General features: G+C 74.9%; 2 protein-coding genes and 1 pseudogene. All 3 read left to right on the top strand.

Going from position 1 to position 26,887, the window contains the following annotated elements; translation table 11 throughout:
* The first annotated feature begins 10 nt into the window (after positions 1-10).
* Positions 11-4,990: a type I polyketide synthase gene (locus tag ABD481_RS25275; RefSeq protein WP_344668237.1), complete on the top strand. Its 4,980-nt coding sequence runs from the start codon at positions 11-13 to the stop codon at positions 4,988-4,990.
* 27 nt (positions 4,991-5,017) lie between these two features.
* Positions 5,018-14,785 (top strand): type I polyketide synthase, encoded by a 9,768-nt coding sequence (locus ABD481_RS25280; RefSeq protein ID WP_344668238.1) that lies wholly within the window; start codon positions 5,018-5,020, stop codon positions 14,783-14,785.
* A gap of 80 nt (positions 14,786-14,865) precedes the next feature.
* Positions 14,866-26,643 (top strand): annotated as a pseudogene (locus ABD481_RS25285) (type I polyketide synthase); the annotation flags it as partial.
* Positions 26,644-26,887: the final 244 nt, after the last annotated feature.

Here is a 26,887-nt window from a genome sequence, read left to right on the forward strand (position 1 = left end):
AGTCTGGTTCATGGAGAGTCAGGAAAAGCTCTTTGACTACCTCAAGAAGGTGTCGGCCGAGCTCCAGAAGACCCGCAGCCGCCTGCGCAAACTGGAGGCCGGCGTGCGGGAGCCGGTGGCGGTGGTCGGCATGGCCTGCCGCCTGCCCGGCGGGGTGCGGGACCCGGAGGCGCTGTGGGACCTGGTCGCCAGCGGCACCGACGCGATCTCGGAGTTCCCCCGGGACCGCGGCTGGGAGATCCCGGGCGTGGAGGCCGGCTACGCCCCGGTCGGCGGCTTCGTCTACGACGCCCCGGACTTCGACGCGGCGTTCTTCGGCATCAGCCCGCGCGAGGCGCTGGCGATGGACCCGCAGCAGCGGATCCTGCTGGAGGTCTCGTGGGAGGCGCTGGAGCGGGCCGGCATCGACCCGGACACCTTGCACGGCACCCGGACCGGCGTGTTCGTCGGCGCCAACTTCTCCGGCTACGGGGTCACCGTCGCCGGGGAGAAGGAGGCCCAGGGCTACGTCCTGACCGGCGGCCTGACCGCGGTGATCTCCGGCCGCGTCGCCTACACCCTGGGGCTGGAGGGCCCGGCGGTCACCGTCGACACCGCGTGTTCGTCCTCGTCGACGGCCCTGCACCTGGCGCTCCAGTCCCTGCACAACGGCGAGAGCACCATGGCCCTGGCCGGCGGCGTCGCGATCATGGCGCTGCCCGGGGCGTTCTCGGAGTTCTCCAAGCAGCAGGGCATGGCCACCAACGGCCGCTGCAAGGCGTTCAGCGCGGACGCCGACGGCATCGGCTGGGCCGAGGGCGCGGGCATGGTGCTGTTGGAGCGGCTGTCGGACGCGCGCCGCAACGGCCACCAGGTGCTCGCCGTGATCAGCGGCAGCGCCGCCAACCAGGACGGCGCCTCCAACGGCCTGACCGCTCCGAACGGCCCGTCGCAGCAGCGCGTCATCCGCGCCGCGCTGGCCGACGCGAAGCTGGCGGCCGGCGACATCGACGCGGTCGAGGGCCACGGCACCGGCACGACCCTCGGCGACCCGATCGAGGCCCAGGCGCTGATCGCCACCTACGGCCAGGAGCGGCCGGAGGGCCGGCCGCTGTGGCTGGGCTCGGTGAAGTCGAACATCGGGCACCCGCAGGCCGCGTCCGGGGTGGTCAGCCTGATCAAGATGGTGCAGGCGCTGCGGTACGGCGAACTGCCCAAGACGCTGTTCGCCGAGGAGCCCTCGCCGCACATCGATTGGGCGGCCGGGGACGTGCGGCTGCTGAGCGAGGCGCGGCCGTGGCCCGCGGGCGAGCGGCCCCGGCGCGCCGGGATCAGCTCGTTCGGCGTCAGCGGCACGAACGTCCACATGATCGTCGAAGAGGCCCCTGCGGAAAAGGCCGAGAAGGCTGAGAAGGCCGAGAAGTCGGACAATACCGAGTCGGCGGAATCGATCGCCGCCGAGGACGTCGAGACTCCGTCGGCGCCCCGCGTCCTGGAAGGCACCGACGTCTCGGCGTGGCTGGTATCGGGTCGCGGCGGCGAGGCCCTGGCGTCGCAAGCCGGACACCTGCGCGAGTTCGCCGTGGGCCGACCCGGGCTGACCCCGGCCGACATCGCCTGGTCCCTGGCCGCGACCCGCGCCACGTTCGAGAACCGCGCAGTCGTCATCGGCGGCGGCCGCGAAGCCCTGAACGCCGGACTGGCCGCCGTCGCGACCGGCCAGCCGGCCCCGGGCGTGGTCACCGGATCCGTCGGCACCCTCGGCCCGGGCAAGACGGTCTTCGTCTTCCCCGGCCAGGGCAGCCAGTGGGTCGGCATGGGCCGCGACCTCGTCGACACCTCCCCGGTGTTCGCCAAGCGCTTCGCCGAGTGCGCGAAGGCCCTCGCGCCGTTCGTCGACTGGTCCCTCTACGACGTCCTGGATCAGCAGCTGGAGACGGCCGACCAGGTGCAGCCGGTGCTGTGGGCGATGATGGTCTCGCTCGCGGCCGTCTGGCAGGCCGCGGGGGTCGTGCCGGACGCCGTGGTCGGCCACTCCCAGGGCGAGATCGCGGCCGCCGTCGTCGCGGGCAGCCTCTCGCTCGAAGACGGCGCCCGCGTCGTCGCCCTCCGCTCCCAGGCCCTGAAGCCGTTGGCCGGCAAGGGCGGCATGCTCTCGATCGCGCTGCCCGCCGACGCCGTCCGCGAGCGCATCGCGAGCCACGGCGACCGGGCTTCGATCGCCGCGATCAACGGCGCCTCGGCCACCGTGGTCTCCGGCGAACCCGAGGCCCTGCAAGCGATCCAGGCCGCCTGCGAGGCCGAGGACATCAGGGCCCGGATGATCCCGGTGGACTACGCCTCGCACTCCGCGCAGATCGACGCGCTTCGGCCGGAGATCCTTCAAGCCCTCGCCGGGGTCGGCCCCTCCGAGGCGACGATCCCGATGATCTCGGCCATGAGCGGCGAGCTGCTCACCGGCACCGAGCTCGGTCCGGACTACTGGTACGCGTCCCTGCGGTCGACCGTCGAGTTCGACCGCGCCATCCGCGAGCTGGTCGAGACCGGGCACCGCGCCTTCATCGAGGTCTCGCCGCACCCGGTCCTCACCGGCGCCATCACCGACACCGTCGAGGACACCGGCACCGCCGCCTCCGTCGTCACCGGCACGCTGCGCCGGGACGAGGGCGGTCCGGCGCGGCTGCTGGCGTCTTTGGCCGAGGCGCACGTCCACGGCGTCCGCGTGGACTGGAAGGCGGTCCTGGAACCCGGCGCCGTCGGCGACCTGCCCACCTACGCCTTCCAGCGCCAGCGGTTCTGGCCCAGGCCGCCCGAGCCCGAGGCCGCGCCGATCGCGACCGGCACCGGGTCCCCGGCCGAGGCCGAGTTCTGGGCCGCCGTCGAGAACGGCGACCTGACCGGCCTGTCCGACAAGCTGGCCCTGGAGGCCGCGCAGCTCAGCGAGGTCCTCCCGGCCCTGGCCGGCTGGCGCCGCCGGGAACAGGACATGTCCTCGGTCGCGGACTGGCGCTACCGCGTCTCCTGGGTCCCGGTCACCGACCCCGGTCCCGCCGCGCCGAGCGGTACGTGGCTGCTGGTCGTGCCCGCCGACCTGGCCGACGCGACCGCCTCCGACTGTGCCAGTGCTCTGATAGCCGGCGGCGCGCAGGTCGTCACGATCACCGTCGGTGTCGCCGACCTCGACCGCACGACCTTCGCCGGATACGTGCGCGCGGCCTTCCCCGACGGCGAGAGCGACTTCGCCGGTGTGCTGTCGCTGCTGGCCCTGGACGAGACCCCGACCGCCGGATTCCCCCTGGTGACCGGCGGCCTGGCCGGGACCACCCTGCTGATGCAGGCCCTCGGCAACGCCGCGATCACCGGCCCGCTGTGGGCCGCCACCCGCGGCGCCGTCGCCGCCGGTCTCGGCGAGCACCCGAGCCACCCGGTCCAGGCCCAGATCTGGGGCCTCGGGCGGACCGCCGGGCTGGAGCACCCCGACCGCTGGGGCGGCCTGATCGACCTGCCCGCGCAGTGGGACGACCGCGCCGCCGCGCGCCTGGCCACCGTCCTCGGCGGCTGCGGCGAGGACCAGGTGGCGCTGCGCTCCTCCGGCATCATGGCCCGCCGCGTCGTGCGCGCGGCCCGCCGCACCCGGGACGACCAGTGGAGCCCGAGCGGCACCGTGCTGGTCACCGGCGGCACCGGCGAGGTCGGGCCGCACCTGGTGCGCTGGCTGGCCGGGCGCGGCGCCGAGAACATCGTGCTCACCACCCGCGCCGGCGTGCGGCCGCAGGCCGGGGCGGCGCTGGCCGCCGTCGCCGGGAGCGGCACCGCGGTCAGCCTCGTCGCCTGCGACATCGCCGACAAGGACGACGTCTCCGGCCTGCTCGGCCGGATCGCCGCCGACGGCCCGCCGCTGAAGTCGGTCATGCACGCCGCCAACGCCGTCGACCTGATGCCGTTCGACGCCACCGGCCTGGGCGACCTGTCCAAGGCGCTCGGCGCCAAGGTGGCCGGCGCGCTGTGGCTGGACGAGCTGACGCGGGACCTCGATCTGGACCGCTTCGTGCTGTTCTCCTCGATCTCCGCGACCTGGGGCAGCAACGAGCACGCCGCCTACACCGCCGCCAACGCGCATCTCGACGCCCTGGCGCAGGAGCGCCGCGCGCGCGGCCTGCCCGGCACCTCGGTGGCGTGGGGGATCTGGGACACCCGTGAGTGGGGCGACCTGTCGACCATCACCCACGACAAGCCCGGCGCCATCACCCCGGCGCGGCTGCTGCGCCAGGGCCTGACGTTCCTGAACCCGCAGCGCGCGCTGACCGCGCTGGACCAGGCGCTGGCCGACGACGAGACCAACCTGGTGGTGGCCGACGTCGACTGGACCCGGTTCGCGCCGGTGTTCACGGCGCTGCGGCCCTGGCGGCTGCTGGACCAGGTCCCCGAGGTCAAGGCCCTGAACGCCCCGGCCGCCGCCTCGGCGGCGCCCGACGCCTCCGCCGGCGACCTGGCCGCCAAGCTGGCCGCGATGGTCCCGGCCGAGCGCGAGCGCACCGTCACCGACCTGGTGTGCACGCACGCCGCGGCGGTCCTCGGGTTCGGCTCCGCGGCCGAGATCCCGGCCAACCGGGCGTTCCGGGAGATGGGCTTCGACTCGCTGACCGCGGTGGAACTGCGCAACCGGCTCAACGCTGCGACGGGTCTCAAGCTCGCCTCGACCGCCGTATTCGACTATCCCTCGCCGGAGGTGCTGGCCGCGCACGTCGCCAAGCAACTGGCCGGGAAGGCGACGGCGGCGGGCGGGACGACGGCCGGCGGGACGACCGCGGCCGCGCGGCCGGTCCTGGAGGAGTTCGACCTCCTGGCCGCCGCCGCGTCCGACCTGGACGACCGGACGCGCGAGGACCTGGTCCGGCGGTTGGAAAAGCTGGCCCGCGACCTGCGCGGGGCGGACACGGAACAGGCCGTGGACGACGACGAGATGTTCGGGCTCGTCGACGACGTGCTCAACGCTCCCGACTTCGATTGACCTGATGGCCGAAGGGTGTGAAGGGTGATGGAGAGCCAGGAGAAGCTGCGCGATTACCTCAAGCAGGCGACCGGCAGACTGCGGCGGACCCAGGCTCTCCTGAAGGAGGCCCGCGACCGGGAGCGGGAGCCGATCGCCGTGGTCGGGATGGGCTGCCGGTTCCCCGGCGGCGTCGGCACCCCCGAGCAGCTGTGGGACCTGGTGGCGGCCGGCGGCGACGCCGTCTCCGGCTTCCCGACCGACCGCGGCTGGGACATGACGGGCCTGTTCGACCCCGACCCCGACAACCCCGGGACGTCGTACGTGCAGGAAGGCGGCTTCCTGCACGACGCCTCGGAGTTCGACTCGGCGTTCTTCGGGATCAGCCCGCGCGAGGCCATCGCGATGGATCCCCAGCAGCGGCTGCTGCTGGAAGTGTCGTGGGAGGCGCTGGAACGAGCAGGGATCGATCCGACGTCGCTCGGCGGCACCCTCACCGGCGTGTTCGCCGGCGCCCCGCCGTCCGGGTACCTGGTGCACGCCGGGGCCGGACTGGCGGGGTCGGAGAGCCATCTGATCACCGGCAACGTCACCAGCGTCATCTCCGGCCGCATCTCCTACACCCTGGGCCTGGAGGGTCCGGCGGTCACCGTCGACACCGCGTGTTCGTCCTCGTTGGTGGCGCTGCACCTGGCTTGCCAGGCACTGCGCACCGGGGACTGCACGATGGCCCTGGCCGGCGGCGTGATGGTGATGGCCGACCCCGGTGAGTTCGTCGGGTTCTCGCGCCAGCGCGCGTTGGCCGCCGACGGCCGCTGCAAGGCGTTCGCCGACGACGCCGACGGCATGGGCATCGCCGAGGGCGCCGGGATGGTCGTGCTGGAGCGGCTCTCGGACGCGCAGCGCAACGGGCACCCGATCCTCGCCGTCGTCCGGGGCAGCGCCACCAACCAGGACGGCGCCTCCAACGGCCTGACCGCGCCGAACGGCCCGTCGCAGCAGCGGGTGATCCGCGCCGCGCTGGCCAACGCCCGGCTCACGGCCGCCGAGGTGGACGCGGTCGAGGCGCACGGCACCGGCACCACCCTCGGCGACCCGATCGAGGCCGGGGCCCTGCTGGCCACCTACGGTCAGGAGCGTCCGGCGGACCGGCCGCTGTGGCTGGGCTCGATCAAGTCCAACATCGGCCACGCGCAGCAGGCCGCCGGCATCGCGGGCGTCATGAAGATGGTGCTGGCGCTCCAGCACGGGCTGCTGCCCGCCACCCTGCACGCCGCCGTCCCGTCCTCCCACATCGAGTGGTCCGAGGGCGACGTCCGGCTGTTGCACGAGAACCGCGACTGGCCGCGGAGCGACACCCCGCGGCGGGCCGGGGTGTCCGCGTTCGGGCTGAGCGGCACGAACGCGCACGTCATTCTCGAAGAGGCGCCGGAGCTCGACGCCGCGACGACGGAGAACCCTGATTCCGACGCCACCGGCAGTTCCGATGCCGCCGACGCCTCGGACGCCGTGGCGCCGCTCCGCGTGTTGTCGACCTCTGATCTCGCCGCCTGGCCGGTCTCCGGGCGCGGTACCGAGGGCCTGGCCGCCCAGGCCGGTCGGCTGCGGGAGTTCGCCCTGGCGAACCCCGACGCCACCACGGCCGAGATCGCCTGGTCCCTGGTCACCACCCGCTCGGCGTTCTCCCACCGCGCCGTGGTCCTCGGCGCCGACCGGTTCTCCCTGATCGAGGGCCTCACCGGCGTCGCGACCGGCCGTTCGGCCGCGGGCATCGTCACCGGCGCGCTGCCGGCCGGCGCCACGCGCGGCGGCCGGATCGCCTTCGTCTTCCCCGGCCAGGGCAGCCAGTGGATCGGCATGGGCCGGGAGCTGCTGGCGGCCTCGCCGGTCTTCGCGGCCCGGTTCGCCGAGTGCGCCGAGGCCCTCGCGCCGTTCGTCGACTGGTCGCTGCACGACGTGATCGCCTCCGACGCGCCGCTGGAGACCGCCGACCTGGTGCAGCCGGTGCTGTGGGCGATGATGGTGTCGCTGGCCGCCGTCTGGCAGGCCGCCGGGGTCGTCCCCGACGTGCTCGTGGGCCACTCCCAGGGCGAGATCGCCGCCGCCACCGTCGCCGGGATCCTGTCCCTGCGCGACGGCGCCCGCGTCGTGGCGCTGCGCTCGAACTCGCTGAAGATCCTGGCCGGCAAGGGCGGCATGCTCTCGATCGCCGAGCCCGCAGCCAAGGTCCGCACCCGGATCGCCGCCTGGGGCGAGCGCGCCTCGGTCGCGGCGGTCAACGGCCCGGCCGCGACCGTCGTCTCCGGCGAGCCCGGGGCCCTGCAGGAGATCGCCGCGGCCTGCGAGGCCGACGGTGTCAGGGCCCGCATGGTCTCCGTCGACTACGCCTCGCACGGCGCCCAGGTCGACGCCCTGCACGAGGAGATCCTCGCGGTCCTCGACGGCATTACCCCCGGCCCCGCGCGCATTCCCATGATTTCGGCGATGAGCGGCGCCATGATCGCCGGACCCGAACTCGACGCCGCCTACTGGTTCGCCAGCCTGCGCAACCCGGTGGAGTTCGACGGCGCCGTGCGCGCCCTGGTCCGCGCCGGCAACCGCACCTTCGTCGAGATCTCGCCGCACCCGGTCCTCACCGGCGCCATCACCGACACCGTCGAGGACGTCCTCACTGACCCGGCCGTGAACATCCCCGGCCTGCCCGACCCCGCGGTGATCGGCACCCTGCGGCGCGACGAGGGCGGCCCGGCGCGGCTGCTCACCTCGCTGGCCGAGGCCTTCGCGCACGGCGCCCGCGTCGACTGGACCACGGTCCTGGAGCCGGCGCGCGCGATCGAGCTGCCGACGTATGCCTTCCAGCATCAGAAGTACTGGCCGATCGCGCCCGAGGCACCTGGCGGCCCGAACGCCGCGGACGCCGCGTACACCGAGGGCGAGTCCCGGTTCTGGTCCGCGATCGAGGACGGCGACCTCCGGCACGTCTCCGCCGCGCTCGACGTCGGCGACCACAGCCCGCTGAGCGAGGTGCTGCCCGCGCTGGCGTCGTGGCGGCGCCGGGACCGGGAGGGCTCGGCCGCCGCGGCGTGGCGGTACCGCGTCTCCTGGGTGCCGCTGGGCGGCGCGGCCGCGCCGGCGCTGGACGGCGACTGGCTGATCGTCGCCTCCTCCGACCACGAGGAGCTGACCCACCGCTGTGCCAGTGCCCTGACGGAGTTCGGCGCGCAGACCTCCCTCATCGAGATCACCGCGCACGGACTCGACCGCGCCGAGCTCGCCGAGCGGATCGCGCGCGTGCAGCCGGGGGAGGGTTTCGCCGGAGTGCTTTCCCTGGTTGCGCTCGACGAGACGCCGCTGGCCGACTACCCGACGGTGCCCGCCGGGCTGTCCGCGACCGTGCTGCTGGCGCAGGCGATGGGCGAGGCCGGGGTCGAGGCGCGGCTGTGGGCCGTGACCGAGGGCGCGGTCGTGGCGGGGGCCGGCGACGTGCTGGCCTCGCCGGCCCAGGCGCAGGTCTGGGGCCTGGGCCGGGTGGTGGCGCTGGAGCACCCCGAGCGCTGGGGCGGCCTGATCGACCTGCCGGGGGAGTGGGACGAGCGCACCGCCGCGCGGCTGTGCACGGTGCTGGCCGGCGGCGGCGAGGATCAAGTGGCCGTTCGGTCGTCCGGGGCAATGGCGCGCCGCCTGGTGCATGCGCCGGTCAACACCAGGGCAACGGGACAGAGCACTGAAACGTCTGAAGGAACGGCGGCGTCAGGGGGAGGGAAACGATGGCAGCCCCGAGGAACAGTTCTGGTCACCGGCGGGACCGGCGCGATCGGCGGCCACGTCGCGCGCTGGTCGGCCGGACGCGGTGCGGAGCGCCTGGTCCTTACCTCCCGTTCCGGACCGACCGGGTCCGGAGCTGCGACGCTGGCCGCACGGCTGGCCTCGGCGGGCGCGCGCGTCGACGTCGTCGCCTGTGACGTTGCCGACCGGGCCGAGGTCTCCGGGCTGCTGGCCCGGATCGGGGCCGACGGCCCGGCGCTGAGCTCGGTGCTGCACGCCGCCGGGATCGCGCGCGGCTGCCTGGTGCAGGACCTGGGGCCGGCCGATCTGGCCGAGGAGCTGGCGGCCAAGGGCGCCGGGACCGACGCGCTGGACGAGCTGACGCAGGACCTTGATCTGGACGCCTTCGTGCTGTTCTCCTCCGGGGCCTCGACCTGGGGCAGCGGAATGCTCGGCGGCTACGCGGCGGCGAACGCCTATATGGACGCCGTCGCCGAGCGGCGGCGGCAGCGCGGACTGGCCGCGACCTCGGTGGCCTGGGGGCTGTGGGGCGGCGGCGGTCTGGGCGCCGGCGACGCCGGGGACCAGTTGCAGCGCTACGGCATGCGCTTCATGGACCCGGACGTCGCGGTGCAGGCGCTGGCCCAGGCCCTGGACGGCGACGACGGGCTGATCAGCGTCGCCGACGTGGACTGGGAGAAGTTCGCGCCGACTTTCACGCTGCGGCGCCCGAGCCCGCTGATCGCCTCGCTGCCCGAGGTGAAGCAGGCCCTTGCGAAGGCTGAGGCCGGCCCGGCGGCGGACGCGGCTTCCGGGGCCCCGCAATCGGATCTGGCCCGCCAGGTCCGCGCGCTGTCCCGGATCGAGCAGGACCGGCTGCTGGTGGACGTGGTGCGGACCGAGGTCGCGGCCGTGCTCGGATACGCCGCCCCCGACGCGATCGAGAAGGCGCAGGCGTTCAAGGACCTGGGCATCGACTCGGTGACCGCGGTCGAGCTGCGCAACCGGCTGAACGCCGCGACCGGGCTGCGGCTGCCGTCGACGCTGGTGTTCGACTACCCGTCGTCGGCGGTGCTGGCCGACTATCTGCGCGGCGAGCTGACCGGCGTGCAGGCCGGCCCGGCGGCCGCCGCTCCGGTGGCGTCCCCGATCGCGGCCGGGGAGCCGATCGCCGTCGTCGGCATGGGCTGCCGGCTGCCCGGCGGCGTGACCGATCCCGAGCAGCTGTGGGACCTGGTGGCCGCGGGCGGCGACGCGCTGGGGCCGTTCCCGACCGACCGCGGCTGGGACATCGTCGAGGAGACCTACGGCCTGAACCAGGGCGAGGGCTCCACCTCCTTCATCCGGGTCGGCGGTTTCGTCCACGACGCGGGCGGCTTCGACGCCGGGTTCTTCGGGATCAGCCCGCGCGAGGCCATCGCGATGGACCCGCAGCAACGGCTGCTGCTGGAGACGTCCTGGGAGGCGCTGGAGCGCGCCGGGATCGACCCGCACTCGCTGCGCGGCTCGCAGACCGGGGTCTTCGTCGGCGCCAACCACTCCGGCTACGGCGGCGGCCTGGTCGGCGAGAGCGGCTCGGAGGGCTATCTGCTCACCGGCGGCCTGACCGCCGTGATCAGCGGCCGCATCTCCTACACCCTCGGCCTGGAGGGTCCGGCGGTGACGATGGACACCGCGTGCTCGTCCTCCTCGGTGGCCCTGCACACGGCGGTGCAGTCGCTGCGCGCCGGCGAGTGCTCGATGGCCCTGGCCGGCGGTGTGGTCGTGATGATCATCCCCGGTGCCTTCGCCGAGTTCAGCAAGCAGCAGGGCATGGCGGCCGACGGCCGCTGCAAGGCGTTCTCCGCCGACGCCGACGGCATCGGCTGGGCCGAGGGCGGCGGCATGGTGGTCCTGGAGCGGCTGTCCGACGCCCGCCGCAACGGCCACGAGGTGCTCGCGGTGATCAGCGGCACCGCCATGAACCAGGACGGCGCCTCCAACGGCCTGACCGCGCCGAACGGCCCGTCGCAGCAACGGGTCATCCGCGCCGCCCTCGCCAACGCCAAGCTGGTGAGCGCGGACGTCGACGCGGTCGAGGCGCACGGTACCGGCACCACGCTCGGCGACCCGATCGAGGCGCAGGCGCTGCTGGCGACCTACGGCCAGGACCGGGACGAGGACCGGCCGCTGTGGCTGGGCTCGGTGAAGTCCAACATCGGCCACATGCAGGCGGCGTCCGGCGTCGCGAGCCTGATCAAGATGGTCATGGCGCTCAAGCACGAGCTGCTGCCGGTGACGCTCTACGCGCAGGAGCCCTCGCCGCACATCGACTGGGACGCCGGCAACGTGAAGCTGCTGAACGACCCGGTGCCGTGGACCGCCGGCGGGAAGACGCGGCGGGTCGGGGTGTCGTCGTTCGGCGTGAGCGGGACGAACGTGCACATGATCGTGGAGGAGGCGCCGGCCGCCGAGCCGGTGGTCGGGACTTCCGACGAGCCGGAAGCCGGGCAGTCGAAGCAGACCATTGATTCCCCGGTCACCGCCTGGCTGGTCTCCGGCCGCAGCCTCGATGGCCTGGCCGGACAGGCGGGACGGCTGCGGGAGTTCGTGCTCGCGCATCCGGACCAGGAGCCCGGCGATGTCGGATGGTCGCTGCTGACCACGCGCTCGACCTTCGAGCACCGGGGCGTGGTGGTCGGGACCGATCGTGGTGTCCTGGCAGAGGGCCTCGCGGCGATCGCCACCGGGCAGCCGGCCGCCGGGGTGGTCACTGGTTCCACCACCTCCAACGGCCCGGGCCGCACCGTGTTCGTCTTCCCGGGCCAGGGGAGCCAGTGGGTCGGCATGGGCCGCGAGCTGCTGGCGACGTCGCCGGTGTTCGCTGCTCGCTTCGCAGAGTGCGCCGAAGCTTTGGCGCCGTTCGTCGACTGGTCGCTGTACGACCTGCTCGACCAGCAGTTGGAGACCGCCGACCTGGTGCAGCCGGTGCTGTGGGCGATGATGGTGTCGCTCGCGGCGGTCTGGCAGGCGGCCGGGGTCGCACCGGACGCGGTGGTCGGCCACTCGCAGGGCGAGATCGCCGCCGCGGCCGTCGCCGGGATCCTCTCGCTGAGCGACGCGGCCAAGGTTGTGGCGCTCCGCTCCCAGGCCTTGAAGCCGTTGGCCGGCAAGGGCGGCATGCTCTCCATCGCCCAGCCCGCCGACCTGGTCCGCGACCGCATCGCTCCGTTCGGGGCGCGGGTCTCGGTCGCCGCCATCAACGGCGCCGCCGCGACTGTGGTCTCCGGCGAGCCGGAAGCCCTTCAGGAGATTCAGGCCACTGCGGAAGCCGACGGCATCAGGGCCCGGATGATCCCCGTCGACTACGCTTCGCACTCCGCACAGGTCGACGCCCTCGAAGCCGAGATCAAGCGCGTCCTGGCCGGCATCACGCCGACCGCCGCCGCGATCCCGATGATTTCGGCCATGAGCGGCGAGATGCTGGCCGGAACCGAGCTCGGCCCCGACTACTGGTACGCGTCGCTGCGCTCCACCGTCGAGTTCGACCGCGCCGTGCGGACGCTGGCCCGGAACGGCCACCGCACCTTCATCGAGGTCTCGCCGCATCCGGTCCTGACCGGCGCGATCACCGACACCCTCGACACCGAGGACCTCGCCGCGCCCACCGTCCTGGGCACCATCCGTCGCGACGAGGGCGGCCCGGCGCGGCTGCTGGCGTCGCTGGCCGAGGCCCACGTCCACGGCCTGGAGATCGACTGGGTCAGCATCCTGACGCCCGGCGACCAGGTCGCGCTGCCGACCTACGCCTTCCAGCACCGCCGCTACTGGGCCCCGCCCTTCCCGGAGATGCCGACGAAGGAAGTGCCGGCGATCTCCGGCAGCTCCGAGGCCGAGGAACGCTTCTGGACCGCCGTCGAGCAGGGCGACATCGCAGAACTCACCGACACCCTGGCCGTCGAGGACGCCGACGCGCTGAGCGGCCTGCTCCCCGCCCTCGCCTCCTGGCACCGCCGCGAACGCACCGACTCCACGGTCGGCAACTGGCGCTACCGGGTGGCCTGGAAGCCGGTCACCGACTCGGCCGCCCCGGCGCTCACCGGCACCTGGCTGGTCGTGGCGCCCGAGACGCCGGACCCGGCCGTCGCGGCGACGATCAGCACCTGCACCGAGGCGCTCGCCGCGCACGGCGCACAGCCGGTCACGGTCGTGGCCGCCGCGAGCGACGTCGACACCCTGGACCGCACCGCCCTGGCCGCCCGCGTCACCGCGGCGCTGGACGGCGCCGAGCCCGCCGGAGTGATCTCCTTCCTGGCGCTCGACGAGACCCCGATCGCCGCCTACCCGGGCGTGACCCGCAGCATCGCCGGCACCATGGGCCTCACCCAGGCGCTCGGCACCGCCGGCGTGGCCGCGCGACTCTGGGTCCTGACCCAGGGCGCGATGTCCGCCAACCCCGACGACCACCTCACCAGCCCGGTCCAGGCCCAGTCCTGGGGCCTCGGCCGCGTCGCGGGGCTCGAACACCCCGACCGCTGGGGCGGCCTGATCGACCTGCCGGCCACAACCTCTGTTCCGCCCACCACCGCCGACCTCCTCGTCTCCGTCCTCGCCGACGGCGCCGAGGACCAGATCGCGCTGCGTGGCACCGAGATCCTCAAGCGCCGCCTCGTCCGCGCGCCGCGCGCCGTCGAGCCCGCCGAGCCGTGGAGTCCGACTGGTACCGCGCTGGTCACCGGCGGCACCGGCGAGATCGGGCCGCATCTGGTGCGCTGGCTGGCCGCCTCCGGGGTGCGGCGGGTGGTGCTGCCCAGCCGTTCGGCGGTCGCCCCCCAGGCGGCCGGGGCGCTGGCCTCGCTCGCCGCGTCCGGGACCGAGGTGACGCTGGTGCGCTGCGACGTCGCCGACCGGGGCGAGGCCGGGGCGCTGCTGGGCTGGATCGGCGCCGACGGTCCGCCGCTGACCACCGTGGTGCACGCTGCGAACGCCGTGGACCTCACCATGCTCGACGACACCGGCCTGGCCGATCTGCAGAAGGCGCTCGGCGCCAAGGCGGCCGGGGCGGTGAGCCTGGACGAGCTGACCGCCGACTCCGGCGTCGACAAGTTCGTGCTGTTCTCCTCGATCGCGGCCACCTGGGGCAGCGCCGAGCACGCCGCCTACGCGGCCGGCAACGCCTTCGTCGACGCGCTGGCCGTCAACCGGCGCCAGCGCGGGCTGCCGGCGACGTCGGTGGCCTGGGGCGTGTGGGACACGCAGGGCTGGTCCACCTCCGGCGCCGCGCTGCCCGACGGCCCCGGCATCGTCACCCCGGCCCGGTTGGCCCGCCAGGGCATGGCGTTCCTCACCCCCGAGCCGGCGCTGACCGCGCTCGGCCAGGCCGTCGCCGACGACGAGCCGTTCCTCGCCGTGGCCGACGTGGACTGGTCCCGCTTCGTCCCGGTGTTCAGCGCCAAGCGCGACTGCCCGCTGCTGGACGAGCTCGCCGACAAGCGGGCCGCCGCCGCGGCGAGCACGGACCCGGACGAGCCGGCTGACTCCGGCCAGGCCGGGGAGCTGGCCCGCCGGCTGGCCGAGCTGCCGCAGCCGGACCAGGAGCGCCTGCTGGCCGATCTGGTCTGTACCCACGCCGCCGCGGTCCTGGGCCACGCCTCGGCCCGCGAGGTCCCGGCCCACCTGGTGTTCCGCGACATGGGCTTCGACTCGCTGACCGCCGTCGAGCTGCGCAACCGGCTGTCCGCGGCCACCGGCCACAAGCTGCCCTCCACCGCGGTGTTCGACTACCCGACCCCGGCAGTGATGGCCGCGTATCTGCGCGGCGAGATCTGTGGCGCCTCCGGCGGCGGATATCTGCCCGCTCTAGAGGAACTCGAGCGTCTCGCGTCCACCCTCGCGTCTAATGCCCGCGACGACGAAGCCCGGACCCGGATCGCGGGGCGGCTGCAGGCGCTGCTGGACCGGTTCCAGAGCCCCGCCGAGGACGGCCGCGCCACCCGCGACCTGGACGCCATGAGCGCGGCGGAGATGTTCGACCTCGTCGAGGACGAGTTGAACGCGGCCGACTTCGACTGACCCGCAGTACTGGCAGTAGTCGCAGATCAGTAGCAGACCAGTGGCAGATCAACCGTGTCGGACCGCTCAGAGGGTGTGACTTGATGGAGAACGAGGAACGCCTGCTCGATTACCTCAAGCAGGTCACCGGCAAGCTGCGGGCGACCCGCGAGCAGCTGCGCGAGGCCCGTTCGCGGGGCCGCGAGCCGATCGCGATCGTCGGCATGGGCTGCCGGTTCCCCGGCGGCGTCGGCACCCCCGAGCAGCTGTGGGACCTGGTGGCGGCCGGCGGCGACGCGGTCTCCGGCTTCCCGGTGGACCGCGGCTGGGACATGTCGAGCCTGTTCGACCCGGACCCGGACAACCCCGGGACCTCCTATGTCCGGGAGGGCGGCTTCCTGCACGCCGCCGCCCGGTTCGACGCCGAGTTCTTCGGCATCAGCCCGCGCGAGGCCATCGCGATGGACCCGCAACAGCGGCTGCTGCTGGAGACGTCCTGGGAAGCGCTGGAGCGGGCCGGCGTCGACCCGTTCACCCTGCGCGGCTCGCTCACCGGCGTGTTCGTCGGCGGCGCGCCCTCGGGCTACATCGAGCAGGCGATCCACGCCGAGGGCGCCGAGAACCACCTCATCACCGGCAGCGCCATCAGCATCCTGTCCGGCCGCATCTCCTACACCCTGGGCCTGGAAGGGCCCGCAGTGACGGTCGACACCGCTTGTTCCTCCTCGCTGGTGGCGCTGCACTTGGCGTGCCAGGCGCTGCGCAACAGCGAGTGCTCGTTGGCCCTGGCCGGCGGCGTCATGGTGATGGCGAACCCGGCCGAGTTCATCGGCTTCTCCCGGCAGAAGGCCCTGGCCGCCGACGGCCGCTGCAAGGCCTTCGCCGAGGACGCCGACGGCATGGGCATCGCCGAGGGCGCCGGCATGATCGTGCTGGAGCGGCTGGCCGACGCCCGGCGCAACGGCCACGAGGTGCTCGCGGTGGTCCGCGGCAGCGCGGTCAACCAGGACGGCGCCTCCAACGGCCTGACCGCCCCCAACGGCCCCTCCCAGCAGCGCGTCATCCGCGCCGCGCTGGAGAACGCCCGGCTGTCCAGCCTGGACGTGGACGCCGTCGAGGCGCACGGCACCGGCACCACGCTCGGCGACCCGATCGAGGCCCAGGCCCTGATCGCCACCTACGGCCGCGACCGCACCGAGGAGCGGCCGCTGTGGATCGGATCGCTGAAGTCGAACATCGGCCACGCGCAACAGGCCGCGGGCATCGGCGGCGTCATGAAGATGGTGCTGGCCCTGCGCAACGGCCTGCTGCCGGCCACCCTCTACGCCGACACCCCCTCCACCCACATCGACTGGTCGGACAACACCGTCCGGCTGCTCGGCCAGGCCCGGCCCTGGCCGGCCGGCGAGCAGCCGCGCCGGGCCGGCGTATCAGCCTTCGGACTCAGCGGCACCAACGCCCACGTCATCGTCGAAGAGGCCCCGGCCGTCGCGGAGGGCGCGCCGCGGTCCGCCGACGAGGACGGCGCCGACCTCGAAGCCGAGATCCCGGCCGAGGAGCAGCCCGCGCCGAAGGTGCTGGCCGGCTCCGCCGTGCACGCCTGGCCGGTCTCCGGACGCACCGCCGCCGGACTGGCCGCCCAGGCCGGACGGCTGCGCGAGTTCGCCCTCGGCGCGCCGGGGCTGAGCCCGGCCGCCGTCGGCTGGTCGCTGGCCACCACCCGGTCCGCGTTCGAGCACCGCGCCGTCGTGACCGGCGCCGCCCGCGAAGCCCTGAACGCCGGACTCGCCGCCGTCGCCACCGGACAGCCCGGAACCGGCGTCACCACCGGCGCCGTGCCCGCCGCCGGCGTCGGCCGCCGCGTGTTCGTCTTCCCCGGGCAGGGCAGCCAGTGGATCGGCATGGGCCGCGACCTGCTGGCCGCCTCGCCGGTGTTCGCCGCCCGGTTCGCCGAGTGCGAGGCGGCCCTGGCCCCCTATCTCCCATGGTCGGTGCGCGACCTGGTGACCGGCGCCGACGGCGCGCCGGAGCTGGAAGCCGCCGAGATCGTGCAGCCCGCGCTGTGGGCGATGATGGTGTCGCTGGCCGCCGTGTGGGAGGCCGCCGGAGTCCGGCCGGACGCCGTGGTCGGCCACTCGCAGGGCGAGATCGCGGCCGCCGCCGTCGCCGGGATCCTGTCGCTCGACGACGCGGCGAAGGTCGTGGCGCTGCGGTCGCAGGCGCTGAAACCGTTGGCCGGCAAGGGCGGGATGCTCTCGATCGCCGAACCCGCCGACCGGGTCCGCACCCGCCTCGCCGCCTACGGCGACCGCGTCTCCGTCGCCGCCGTGAACGGGCCGGCGGCCACCGTCGTGTCCGGCGAGCCCGCCGCGCTCCAAGAACTCTGCGACACCTGCAAGTCCGAGGATGTCAGGGCCCGGATCATCCCCGTCGACTACGCCTCCCACTGCGCGCAGATCGACGAGCTGGAGAGCGACATCAAGCGGGTCCTGGCCGGCGTCACGCCGACCGCCGGCCGCGTCCCCATGATCAGTACCAGCTCGAAAGTCTGGGCGATGGGCGGCGCCTGGCTCGACGGCCCCGAACTCGACGCCGACTACTGGTACGACTCCCTGCGCTCCCCGGTCGAGTTCGACCGCGCCGTCCGCACCCTGGCCGGCACCGAATACCAGGTCTTCATCGAGATCTCCGCGCACCCGGTCCTCACCGGCGCCATCGGCGACTCCCTGGAAGCCGCCGCCCAGGACGCCGTCCTGCCCGCGCCGGTCGTCACCGGCACCCTGCGCCGCGACGAGGGCGGCCCGGCCCGACTGCTCGCCTCGCTGGCCGAGGCCCACGTCCACGGCGTCGACGTCGACTGGACCGCGGTCCTCGAACCCGGCGACCGCGTCGCCCTGCCCACCTACGCCTTCCAGCACGGCCACTTCTGGCCGCCGGCCGCACCCGGCCACGCCGAGGACGGCGCCTTCTGGGCCGCCGTCGACAACGGCGAGTTCCGCGAACTGGCCGACAGCCTCGGCGCCGACGGCGAAGCCCTCGACGAAGTGCTGGCCGCCTGGCGGAACCGCGAACGCGCCGACTCCCAGATCGCCGACTGGCGCTACCGCATCACCTGGGCCCCGGTCCCGGACCCGGCCGCCACCGTGCTCGACGGCACCTGGCTCGTCGTCGTCCCCGAGGGCGCCGACCACGAGACGACCGCCGGAAGCTGCGTCCGGGCCCTGACCGACAAGGGCGCCGAGACGCTGATCCTCGGCGTCGCGCCCGAGGAGCTCACCCGGCCGCTGCTCGCCGGACGGATCGCCCAGGCGCTCGCCGCGGCCTCCGGTTCCGAACCCGCTGCCGGCGAACCCACCGGAGCCGAACCCGCCGGAGCCGACGGAGCCCACGGTCGCCTCGCCACTGCGAACGGCTCGGACCCGGCCGCGCCGCCGGAGCCCAGCCGCCGGATCACGGTGTCCGGGGTGCTGTCGCTGCTGGCGCTCGACGAGACCCCGCTGCCGGGCTACGCGACCGTCGCCTCCGGCCTGGCGGGCACCGTCACCCTGATGCAGGCGCTCGCCGAGACCGGCACCGCCGCGCCGCTGTGGGTGGCCACCCGGGGCGCGGTCGGCGCGGCTCCGGGCGAGCGTCCGGCCAGCCCGGTGCAGGCGCAGGTCTGGGGGCTGGGCCGGGTCGCAGGGCTCGAACACCCCGATCAGTGGGGCGGTCTGATCGACCTTCCCGAGTCCTGGGACGAGCGCGGTGCCTCCCGCGTCGGCGCCGTCCTGGCCGGCTGCGGCGAGGACCAGGTCGCGGTGCGCGCGGCCGGGATCCTGGGCCGCCGCCTCTCCCACGCCCCGGTCGTCGCCGGCCCGGCGTGGCAGCCGCGCGGCACGGTCCTGGTCACCGGCGGCACCGGTGCCATCGGCGGCTTCGTCGCTCAGCTCGCCGCCGAACGCGGCGCCCCGCGCGTGGTGCTGACCAGCCGGTCCGGCGCGTCGAGCCGCGGCGCCGCCGAACTGGCCGCGAACCTGGCCCACAGCGGCACCCTCGCGGAGATCATCGCCTGCGACATCGCGGAGCGCGGGGACGTCGAGGGCCTGCTGGCGCGCCTGGCCGCCGACGGCCCGTCGCTGTCCGGCGTGCTGCACGCGGCCGGGGTCGCGCACGGCTGCGCGGTCCAGGAGATCGTGCCCGCGGACCTCGCCAACGAGCTCGGCGCCAAGCGCGCCGGCACCGATCTGCTCGACGAGCTGACGCGGGACCTCGATCTCGACGCCTTCGTGCTGTTCTCCTCCGGTGCCGCGACCTGGGGCAGCGGTTCGCTCGGCGCGTACGCCGCGGCCAACGCCTACATGGACGCCGTCGCCGAGGACCGGCGCGCCCGCGGCCTGGCCGCGACCTCCGTGGCCTGGGGCCTGTGGGACGGCGGCGGCATGGGCTCCGGCGACGCCGGCGACCAGATGCAGCGCTACGGCATGCGCCTGATGAGTCCCGACCAGGGAGTCAAGGCCCTGGCCCAGGCCCTGGACAGCGGCGACTGCCTGGTCAGCGTCGCGGACATCGACTGGGACACCTTCGCCCCGACCTTCACCCTGCGCCGGCCGAGCCCGCTGATCGCCTCGCTGCCCGAGGTGCGCCGGGTGCTGTCCGGGGCTTCGGAGAGCTCTGACGACACCCCGCGCACGGCCCTGGCCCGCCGCCTCGACGGCCTGTCCCCGGCCGAGCAGGAGCGCACCGTCGTCGGGGTGGTCCGCGCCGAGGTCGCGGCCGTGCTCGGCTACGCCTCCGGCGACGACGTCGACCCGGACCGCGCGTTCAAGGACCTGGGCTTCGACTCGGTGACCGCCGTCGAGCTGCGCAACCGCCTCAACGGGGCCAGCGGTCTGACCCTGCCCTCCACCCTGGTCTTCGACTACCCGAACTCGACCGCCGCCGCGCGCCATCTGCTGGGCCGGGTGCTCGGCACGAAGACCGACGCGGCCGGCTCCGGCCCCACCCTGACCGCCGCCGACGGCGAGCCGCTGGCCGTCATCGGCATCGGCTGCCGCTTCCCCGGCGGCGTGCACGGCCCCGACGACCTGTGGGAGCTGGTGGCCGGCGGCACCGACGCGATCTGCGGCTTCCCGGCCGACCGCGGCTGGGACCTGGAGGGCGAGTACGGCCAGGAGGGCGGCTACCTCGCCGACGCCGCCGAGTTCGACGCCGGGTTCTTCGGCATCAGCCCGCGCGAGGCCCTGGCCACCGACCCGCAGCAGCGGCTGCTGCTGGAGGTGTCGTGGGAGGCGCTGGAGCGGGCCGGGATCGACCCGCACTCGCTGCGCGGCTCGCAGACCGGCGTGTTCGCCGGCGGCTGGATGCAGACCTACGGCGACATCCTCCCGCTGGAGGCGCTCCAGGGCTACACCCCGGCCAGCGACGGCGGCAGCGTGATCTCCGGCCGCGTCGCCTACACCCTCGGCCTCGAGGGCCCGGCGATCAGCGTCGACACCGCCTGCTCCTCCTCGCTGGTCGCGATCCACCTGGCGGGCCAGGCGTTGCGCTCCGGCGAGTGCGACCTGGCGCTGGTCGGCGGCGTCACCGTGATGCCGTCCACCTCCCCGTTCGGCTTCGGCTCGTCGCTGGGCCTGGCCCCGGACGGCCGCTGCAAGTCCTTCGCCGCCGAGGCCGACGGCATGGGCATGGGGGAGGGCGCGGCGATCCTGGTCGTCGAGCGGCTGTCCGACGCGCGCCGCCACGGCCGGGAGATCCTGGCGGTGATCCGCGGCAGCGCGGTGAACCAGGACGGCGCCTCCAACGGCTTCACCGCGCCGAACGGGCTGTCCCAGCAGCGGGTCATCCGCACCGCGCTGGCCAGCGCCGACCTGACCACCGACGACGTCGACGTGGTCGAGGCGCACGGCTCGGGCACCGTGCTGGGCGACCCGATCGAGGCGCAGGCCGTCATCGCCACCTACGGCCAGGGCCGGCCCGAGGACCGGCCGGTGTATCTGGGCTCGGTCAAGTCGAACATCGGGCACGCGCAGGCCGCCGCCGGGATGGCCGGCGTGATCAAGATGATCATGGCGCTGCGGCACCGGCTGCTGCCGCGCACCCTGCACGTCGAGCATCCCTCGCCGCACATCGACTGGTCGGCGGGCAACGTCAGGCTGCTCAGCGACCACGTGCCATGGCCGTTCGACGGCGACCGGCCGCGCCGGGCCGGGGTCTCCGGCTTCGGGATCAGCGGTACCAACGCGCACGTCATCGTGGAGGAGGCTCCGGCGTCGCAGGGGGCTGACGGGGGCGTGGCCGGTGGCGGTGCCGTCGGCGGTGCTGGCGGTGCTTTCGGTGCTGTCGGTGCTGCCGGCTCGGCCGATGCTGTCGACTCGGCTGGTGCTGTTGGTCCCGACGGTCTCGACGGTCCCGGAGCCGAATTCGCGGCCGTGCCGGTCCTGTCCGGCACCGGCGTCTCGGCCTGGCTGGTCTCGGCCCGCTCCGCCGACGCCCTGGCCGGCCAGGCCGGGCGCCTGCGCGAGTTCGCCCTGGCCCGGCCGGAGCTGGAACCGGCCGACGTCGCCTGGTCGCTGGCCACCACCCGCTCCACCTTCGGGCACCGGGCCGTGGTCATCGGCTCCGACCGCGGCGAGCTGGCCGTGCGCCTGGCCGCCGTGGCGACCGCGCAGCCGGCCGGCGGCGCGGTGGTCGGCAGCGTCCCGGGCTCGGGTCCGGGCCGCACCGTGTTCGTCTTCCCCGGACAGGGGAGTCAGTGGCCTGGTATGGGTGCCGAGCTGCTCGACGCCTCGCCGGTGTTCGCCGCCCGCTTCGCCGAGTGCGCGGCCGCGCTCTCCGCGCACGTCGACTGGTCGGCGCGCGACGTGATCCGCCAGGCCGAGGGGGCCCCGACCATCGACTCCGCCGACGTGGCGCAGCCGGTGATGTGGGCCGTCATGGTCGCGCTCGCCGCCGTGTGGGAGGCGGCCGGGGTCCGGGCCGACGCCGTGGTCGGCCACAGCCAGGGCGAGATCGCCGCGGCCACCGTCGCCGGGATGCTGACGCTGCCCGACGCGGCCCGGATCGTGGTGGAGCGGTCCAGGGCGCTGGCGGCGCTGAACGTGCGCGGCGGGCTGCTGTCGGTCGTGCTGCCCGAGGCCGGGGTGCTGGAGATCCTGAGCGACTTCCCGGACCTGTCGGTGGCGGCCGTGAACTCCCCGGCCGCGACCGTGGTCGCCGGATCGCCGGAGGACCTCGACGCGCTGGAGGCGCTGCTGTCCAAGCGGCGGATCCTGCGCTGGCGGGTGCCGGCCACCGCCGACTTCGTGGCGCACTCGGCCCGGGTCGAGCCGGTCCGGGCCGGGCTGACGGCGGCGCTGGCCGGGATCCGGCCGACCCCGGGCACCGTCGCGCTCTACTCCACCGCGCTGGGCCGCTGGGTCTCAGGGTCCGAACTCGACGCCGACTACTGGTACGCCAACGTCCGGCAGCCGGTCCGCTTCGCCGACGCCGTCGCCGAGCTCGCCGGCGCCGGCCACGGCACCTTCGTCGAGGTCTGCGCGCAGCCGGTGCTGGGCAGCGCCGTCACCGAGACCGCCGAGGCCCTGGGCGGGGCGGCGCCGGTCGTCGCCGGGACCGTGCGGCGCGAGGACGCCGGCGCCGCCGGGCTGCTGACGTCGCTGGCCAGGCTGTACGTCGCCGGGGTCCCGGTGGACTGGGCCGCGGTGCTCGGCGCCGGACGGCGCGTGGAGCTGCCGACCTACGCCTTCCAGCGCGGGCACTTCTGGCCCCGCACCGGCAAGACCGCCACCAGCGGCGCCGCCGACCTGGGCCTGAGTCCGATCGGCCACCCGCTGCTGGGCGCGGCCGCCGAGCTGGCCGGCGGCGCCGGCTGGCTGCTGACCGGGCGGTTGTCCCAGCGCACCCACCCCTGGCTGGCCGACCACGTGGTGCACGGCACCGTGATCCTGCCCGGCACCGCGTTCGTGGAGCTGGCGCTGGTCGCCGGCTACCAGGCCGGCGTGGTCCGGATCGAGGACCTGACGCTGGAGACGCCGCTGGTGCTGCCCGCCAAGGGCGCGGTCCACGCGCAGGTCTTCGTCGGCGCGGCCGACGAGGACGGCCGGCGGCCCTTCGAGATCCACTCCCGGCCCGCCGCCGACGCCGAGCAGCAGGCACCGTGGACCCGCCACGCCAGCGGCTTGCTCGCCCCCGCGCGCCCGGCGTCGCAGGCTCCTGACCCCGACTTCGCCGCCTGGCCCCCGGCCGGCGCGCAGGCCGTCGACATCGAGGGCTTCTACGAGGCGGCGGCGGCCGGCGGCTACGCCCTGGGCCCGGCCTTCCACGGCCTGCGCGCGGTCTGGCGTCGCGGCGGCGACGTCTTCGCCGAGGTCGCCCTGCCGTCCGACCTCGCCGAGGACGCCCCGCGGTTCGGCCTGCACCCGGCCCTGTTCGACGCCGCGCAGCAGGCGGGCATCTTCATCACCGGCGCCGGCGAGGGCCAGACCTGGCTCTCCTTCGGCTGGAACGGCGTGTCGCTGGAAGCCACCGGCGCCCGCACCCTGCGCGTCCGCCTGCGCCAGGACGAGGACGGCGGCTACTCGCTGACCGCCACCGACCTGAGCGGCTCGCGCGTGCTGGCGGTCGACTCCCTGCTGATGCGCCGCGCCTCGGTCGACCAGACGCCGACCGCCGCCGACCACCGCGACCTGTCCGACGCGCTGTTCGCGGTCGACTGGACCGCGCTGCCGACGATCACCGCCGCGCCGATCGGTCGGATTCGCTGGGCCGTGCTCGGCGCCGATCCCGACGACCTGGCCGGCGATCTGGGCGCGGCGGGCGTGGACGTCCGCTCGCACGCGAGCCTGGCCGACCTCGTCCAGGCGGTGGAGGACGGCGAGCTGCTGCCGGACCTGGTGCTTGCGCCGCTGGGCTCGGCGGAGGCCGGAACCGGAGCGGGAATCAATGCCGAAGCCGGAACCGAAGTCGGAACCGGAACCGGAACAGGACTCAGAGTCGGAACCGGAACCGGAGTCGGAATCGAAGCCGGAACCGGAAGTGGAGTCGGAGTCGGAGTCGGAGTCGGAGTTGGAATCGGAACTGGAACCGGAGTCGGTGCCGGAGTCGGAACTGATGTCGAAGCCAGCGGCAATGTTGGGGCGGCGGCCTGTGCGCTGACCGTCGATACGCTCGCGCTGGTTCAGGAGTGGTTGGTCGAGGACCGGTTGGGGCCGGCGCGGCTGGCGCTGGTGAGCCGGGGCGCGGTGGCCGCGGAGCCCGGAGAAGGGGTCGCGGATCCCGCGGCGGCGGCGGTGTGGGGCTTGGTGCGCTCGGCGCAGTCGGAGAACCCCGATCGGCTGCTGCTGTTCGACCTGCCGGTCGGCGCCGTCGACAGCGGGGCGGCCGAACTGGTCGTCGCCGCGCTCGGCGGCGGCGAGTCCGAGCCCGAACTCGCGCTGCGGGGCAGTGTCGTCCGCGCGCGGCGGCTCGTGCGCCCGCTGGCCGGACTGCCGATCCCGGAGGGCGACAAGCCCTGGCGCCTGGCCGCCGCCGAGGGGCTGATGCTGGTGCCGTATCCGCAGGCCGCTGAGAAGCTCCGGGCCGGACAGGTCCGGATCGCGGTGCGCGCCGCCGGGATCGACGCCGCCGACCTGGCCGCCGCGGCCGCCACCACCGCCGACGACGCCCCCGAGCCGCTCGGCGCCGAGATCGCCGGCGTCGTGCTCGAAAGCAAGGTCAAGACCTTCAAGCCCGGCGACCGCGTCTTCGGCTTCGCCCCCGGCTCGATCGGACCGGTCGCCGTCGCCGACGCCACCGGCCTGGCCCCGATCCCGACCGGCTGGACCTTCGCCGAAGCGGCAGCCCGATGGCCCGCGACCGGCTCGGTGCCTGGCTCGACATCCGGCTCGGCCAACGGTGCGGCGACCGGTTCGGCCAACGGCTCGGCATCCAGTTCGGCGACCGCCTCGGCGAAAGGCTCGGTGACCGCCTCGCAGTCCGATCCGGCGCCCCTCGATTCCGCCGCGCTCTCCGCCGCCTCCGCGCAGCTCCCGCCGCCCCTGCACGCCTGGGACGTGCGCCGCGCCTCCGAAGCCTTCCGCGCCGCCGCCGACGGCCGCGAGAAGGTCGTCCTCACCATCCCGCCGGACCCCGCCGCCCCGCGTCCGCGCGGCACCGTGCTCATCACCGGCGGCACCGGCACCCTCGGTGCCCTCGTCGCCGAGCGCTACGCCGCTACCGGCCGCGCCGCCGAACTCGTCCTGTCCAGCCGCTCCGGCCCGCTGGCGCCCGGCGCCGCGGCGCTCGCGGCCCGGCTGGCCGGCGTCGGTGAAGCCACCGGCACCGCCGTGCGCATCGTCTCCTGCGACGCCGCCGACGAGCGCGCGCTGGCCGGGCTGCTCGCCGATGTCCCGCTCACCGGCGTCGTCCACACCGCCGGGGTGCTCGACGACGGCGTCGTCGCCTCGCTCACCCCGGAGCGGATCGCCGGCGTCATGCACCCCAAGGCCACGTCGGCGTGGCACCTGCACCGGCTCACCCGCGACCGGGACCTCGACACCTTCGTCCTGTTCTCCTCGGCCGCCGCGACGCTCGGCGCGCCCGGGCAGGGCAACTACGCCGCGGCGAACGCCTTCCTCGACGCCCTCGCCGGCCACCGGCACGCCCTCGGCCTGCCGGCCCACGCCCTCACCTGGGGCCTGTGGGCCGACGCCAGCGCCATGACCGGGCACCTGGACGCCGGGGAGCGCAGCCGCATCGGCTCCAGCGGGGTCGGCACCATCGGGGCCGAGGACGGCCTGGGCCTGCTGGAGCTGGCCGTGGGCCGGGACGAGCCGCTGCTCGCCCCGATCCGGCTGAGCATCCCGACGCTGCGCGCCGTGGCCCGCTCCGGCCGTCTCCCGGCCTGCCTGCGCGCCCTCGCCCCGGTGCCGCGCGCGGTCCGCGAGACCGGCTCGCAGTTCGCCGGTCCGGCACTGCGCGAGCGCCTGGCCCGGGGCACCGAGGCCGAGCAGGTCAGGATCCTGACGGACCTGGTCCGCTCCGAGGCCGCCTCGGTCCTGGGCCACGACTCGCCCGAGGCCGTCGCCGTCGACATCACGTTCCTGGAGCAGGGCTTCGACTCGCTGACCGCCGTCGAACTGCGCAACCGGGTCAACGCGATCACCGGCCTGCGGCTCACCGGCGCCATGGCCTTCGACCACCCGACGCCCGGCGAACTGGCCCCGTTCCTGCGCGCGAAGCTGGCGGCGGCCGGAGTGCTGTCCGGCGACGGGCAGGACGCGCCCGCGAAGGCCGACCGCGACGCCCGCCGCTACCGGCTGGCCGGGGCTGCCGAGCCCGCCGGGACCGCGGCCGCGACCGGCACCCCCAGCGGCCCCGCCGCCACCGCCACCGCCACCGCCACCGCCACCGACACCCTCAGAGCCCTGTATCTGCAAGCCGTCCAACAGGACCGCGCGCCGGAGCTGATGGCGCTGATCAGGGGCCTGGCCGCGTTCCGGCCCCGGTTCGCCGCGGCCGCCGAGCTCGCCGAGGTCCCGGAGGCCACCGTCGTCTCCCGCGGCCCGCAGACCCCGCAGCTGATCTGCTTCCCGTCGTTCGGGGGCAGCTCCGACGCCCAGGAGTTCGCGCGGTTCGCCGCCGGGTTCCGCGGCCGCCGCGCGGTCTCGGTCGTGCCGACACCGGGCTTCGCCGCCGGCGAGCCGCTGGCCGCCGACGTCGGCGCCCTGCTGGACGTCTGCGCCGCGAGCGTGCGCCGGACCGCCGCCGGCCGGCCGGCGGTGCTGGTCGGCTTCTCCTCCGGCGGCCTGGTCGCGCACGCCGTCGCCGACCGGCTGGCCGACGAGGGGTCCGAGGTCGCCGGGCTGGTCCTGATCGACACCTTCGTCCCCGAGGACGACGGCGTCCCCGACGCCGTGCAGGCCTACCTGGCCGGCGCCGTGCTGGCGAACGACTCCGAGCGGCACAGCCTCGGCGGCGACGAGTGGCTCACCGCCCTGGCGCACTACTACTCGATGGACTGGCGCGGCCTGCCCCGCACCGCCATCCCGACGCTTCTGCTGCGGGCCGCCGAATCCCTGGCGGGGCCGTCCGGCTGGGACCTGTCGGCGGCGATGACCGTCGCCGACGTCCCCGGCGACCACTTCAGCCTGCTGCGAGACCACGCCG

Source organism: Catenulispora yoronensis (genome assembly GCF_039531695.1).
In the GTDB taxonomy this organism is placed as follows: domain Bacteria; phylum Actinomycetota; class Actinomycetes; order Streptomycetales; family Catenulisporaceae; genus Catenulispora; species Catenulispora yoronensis.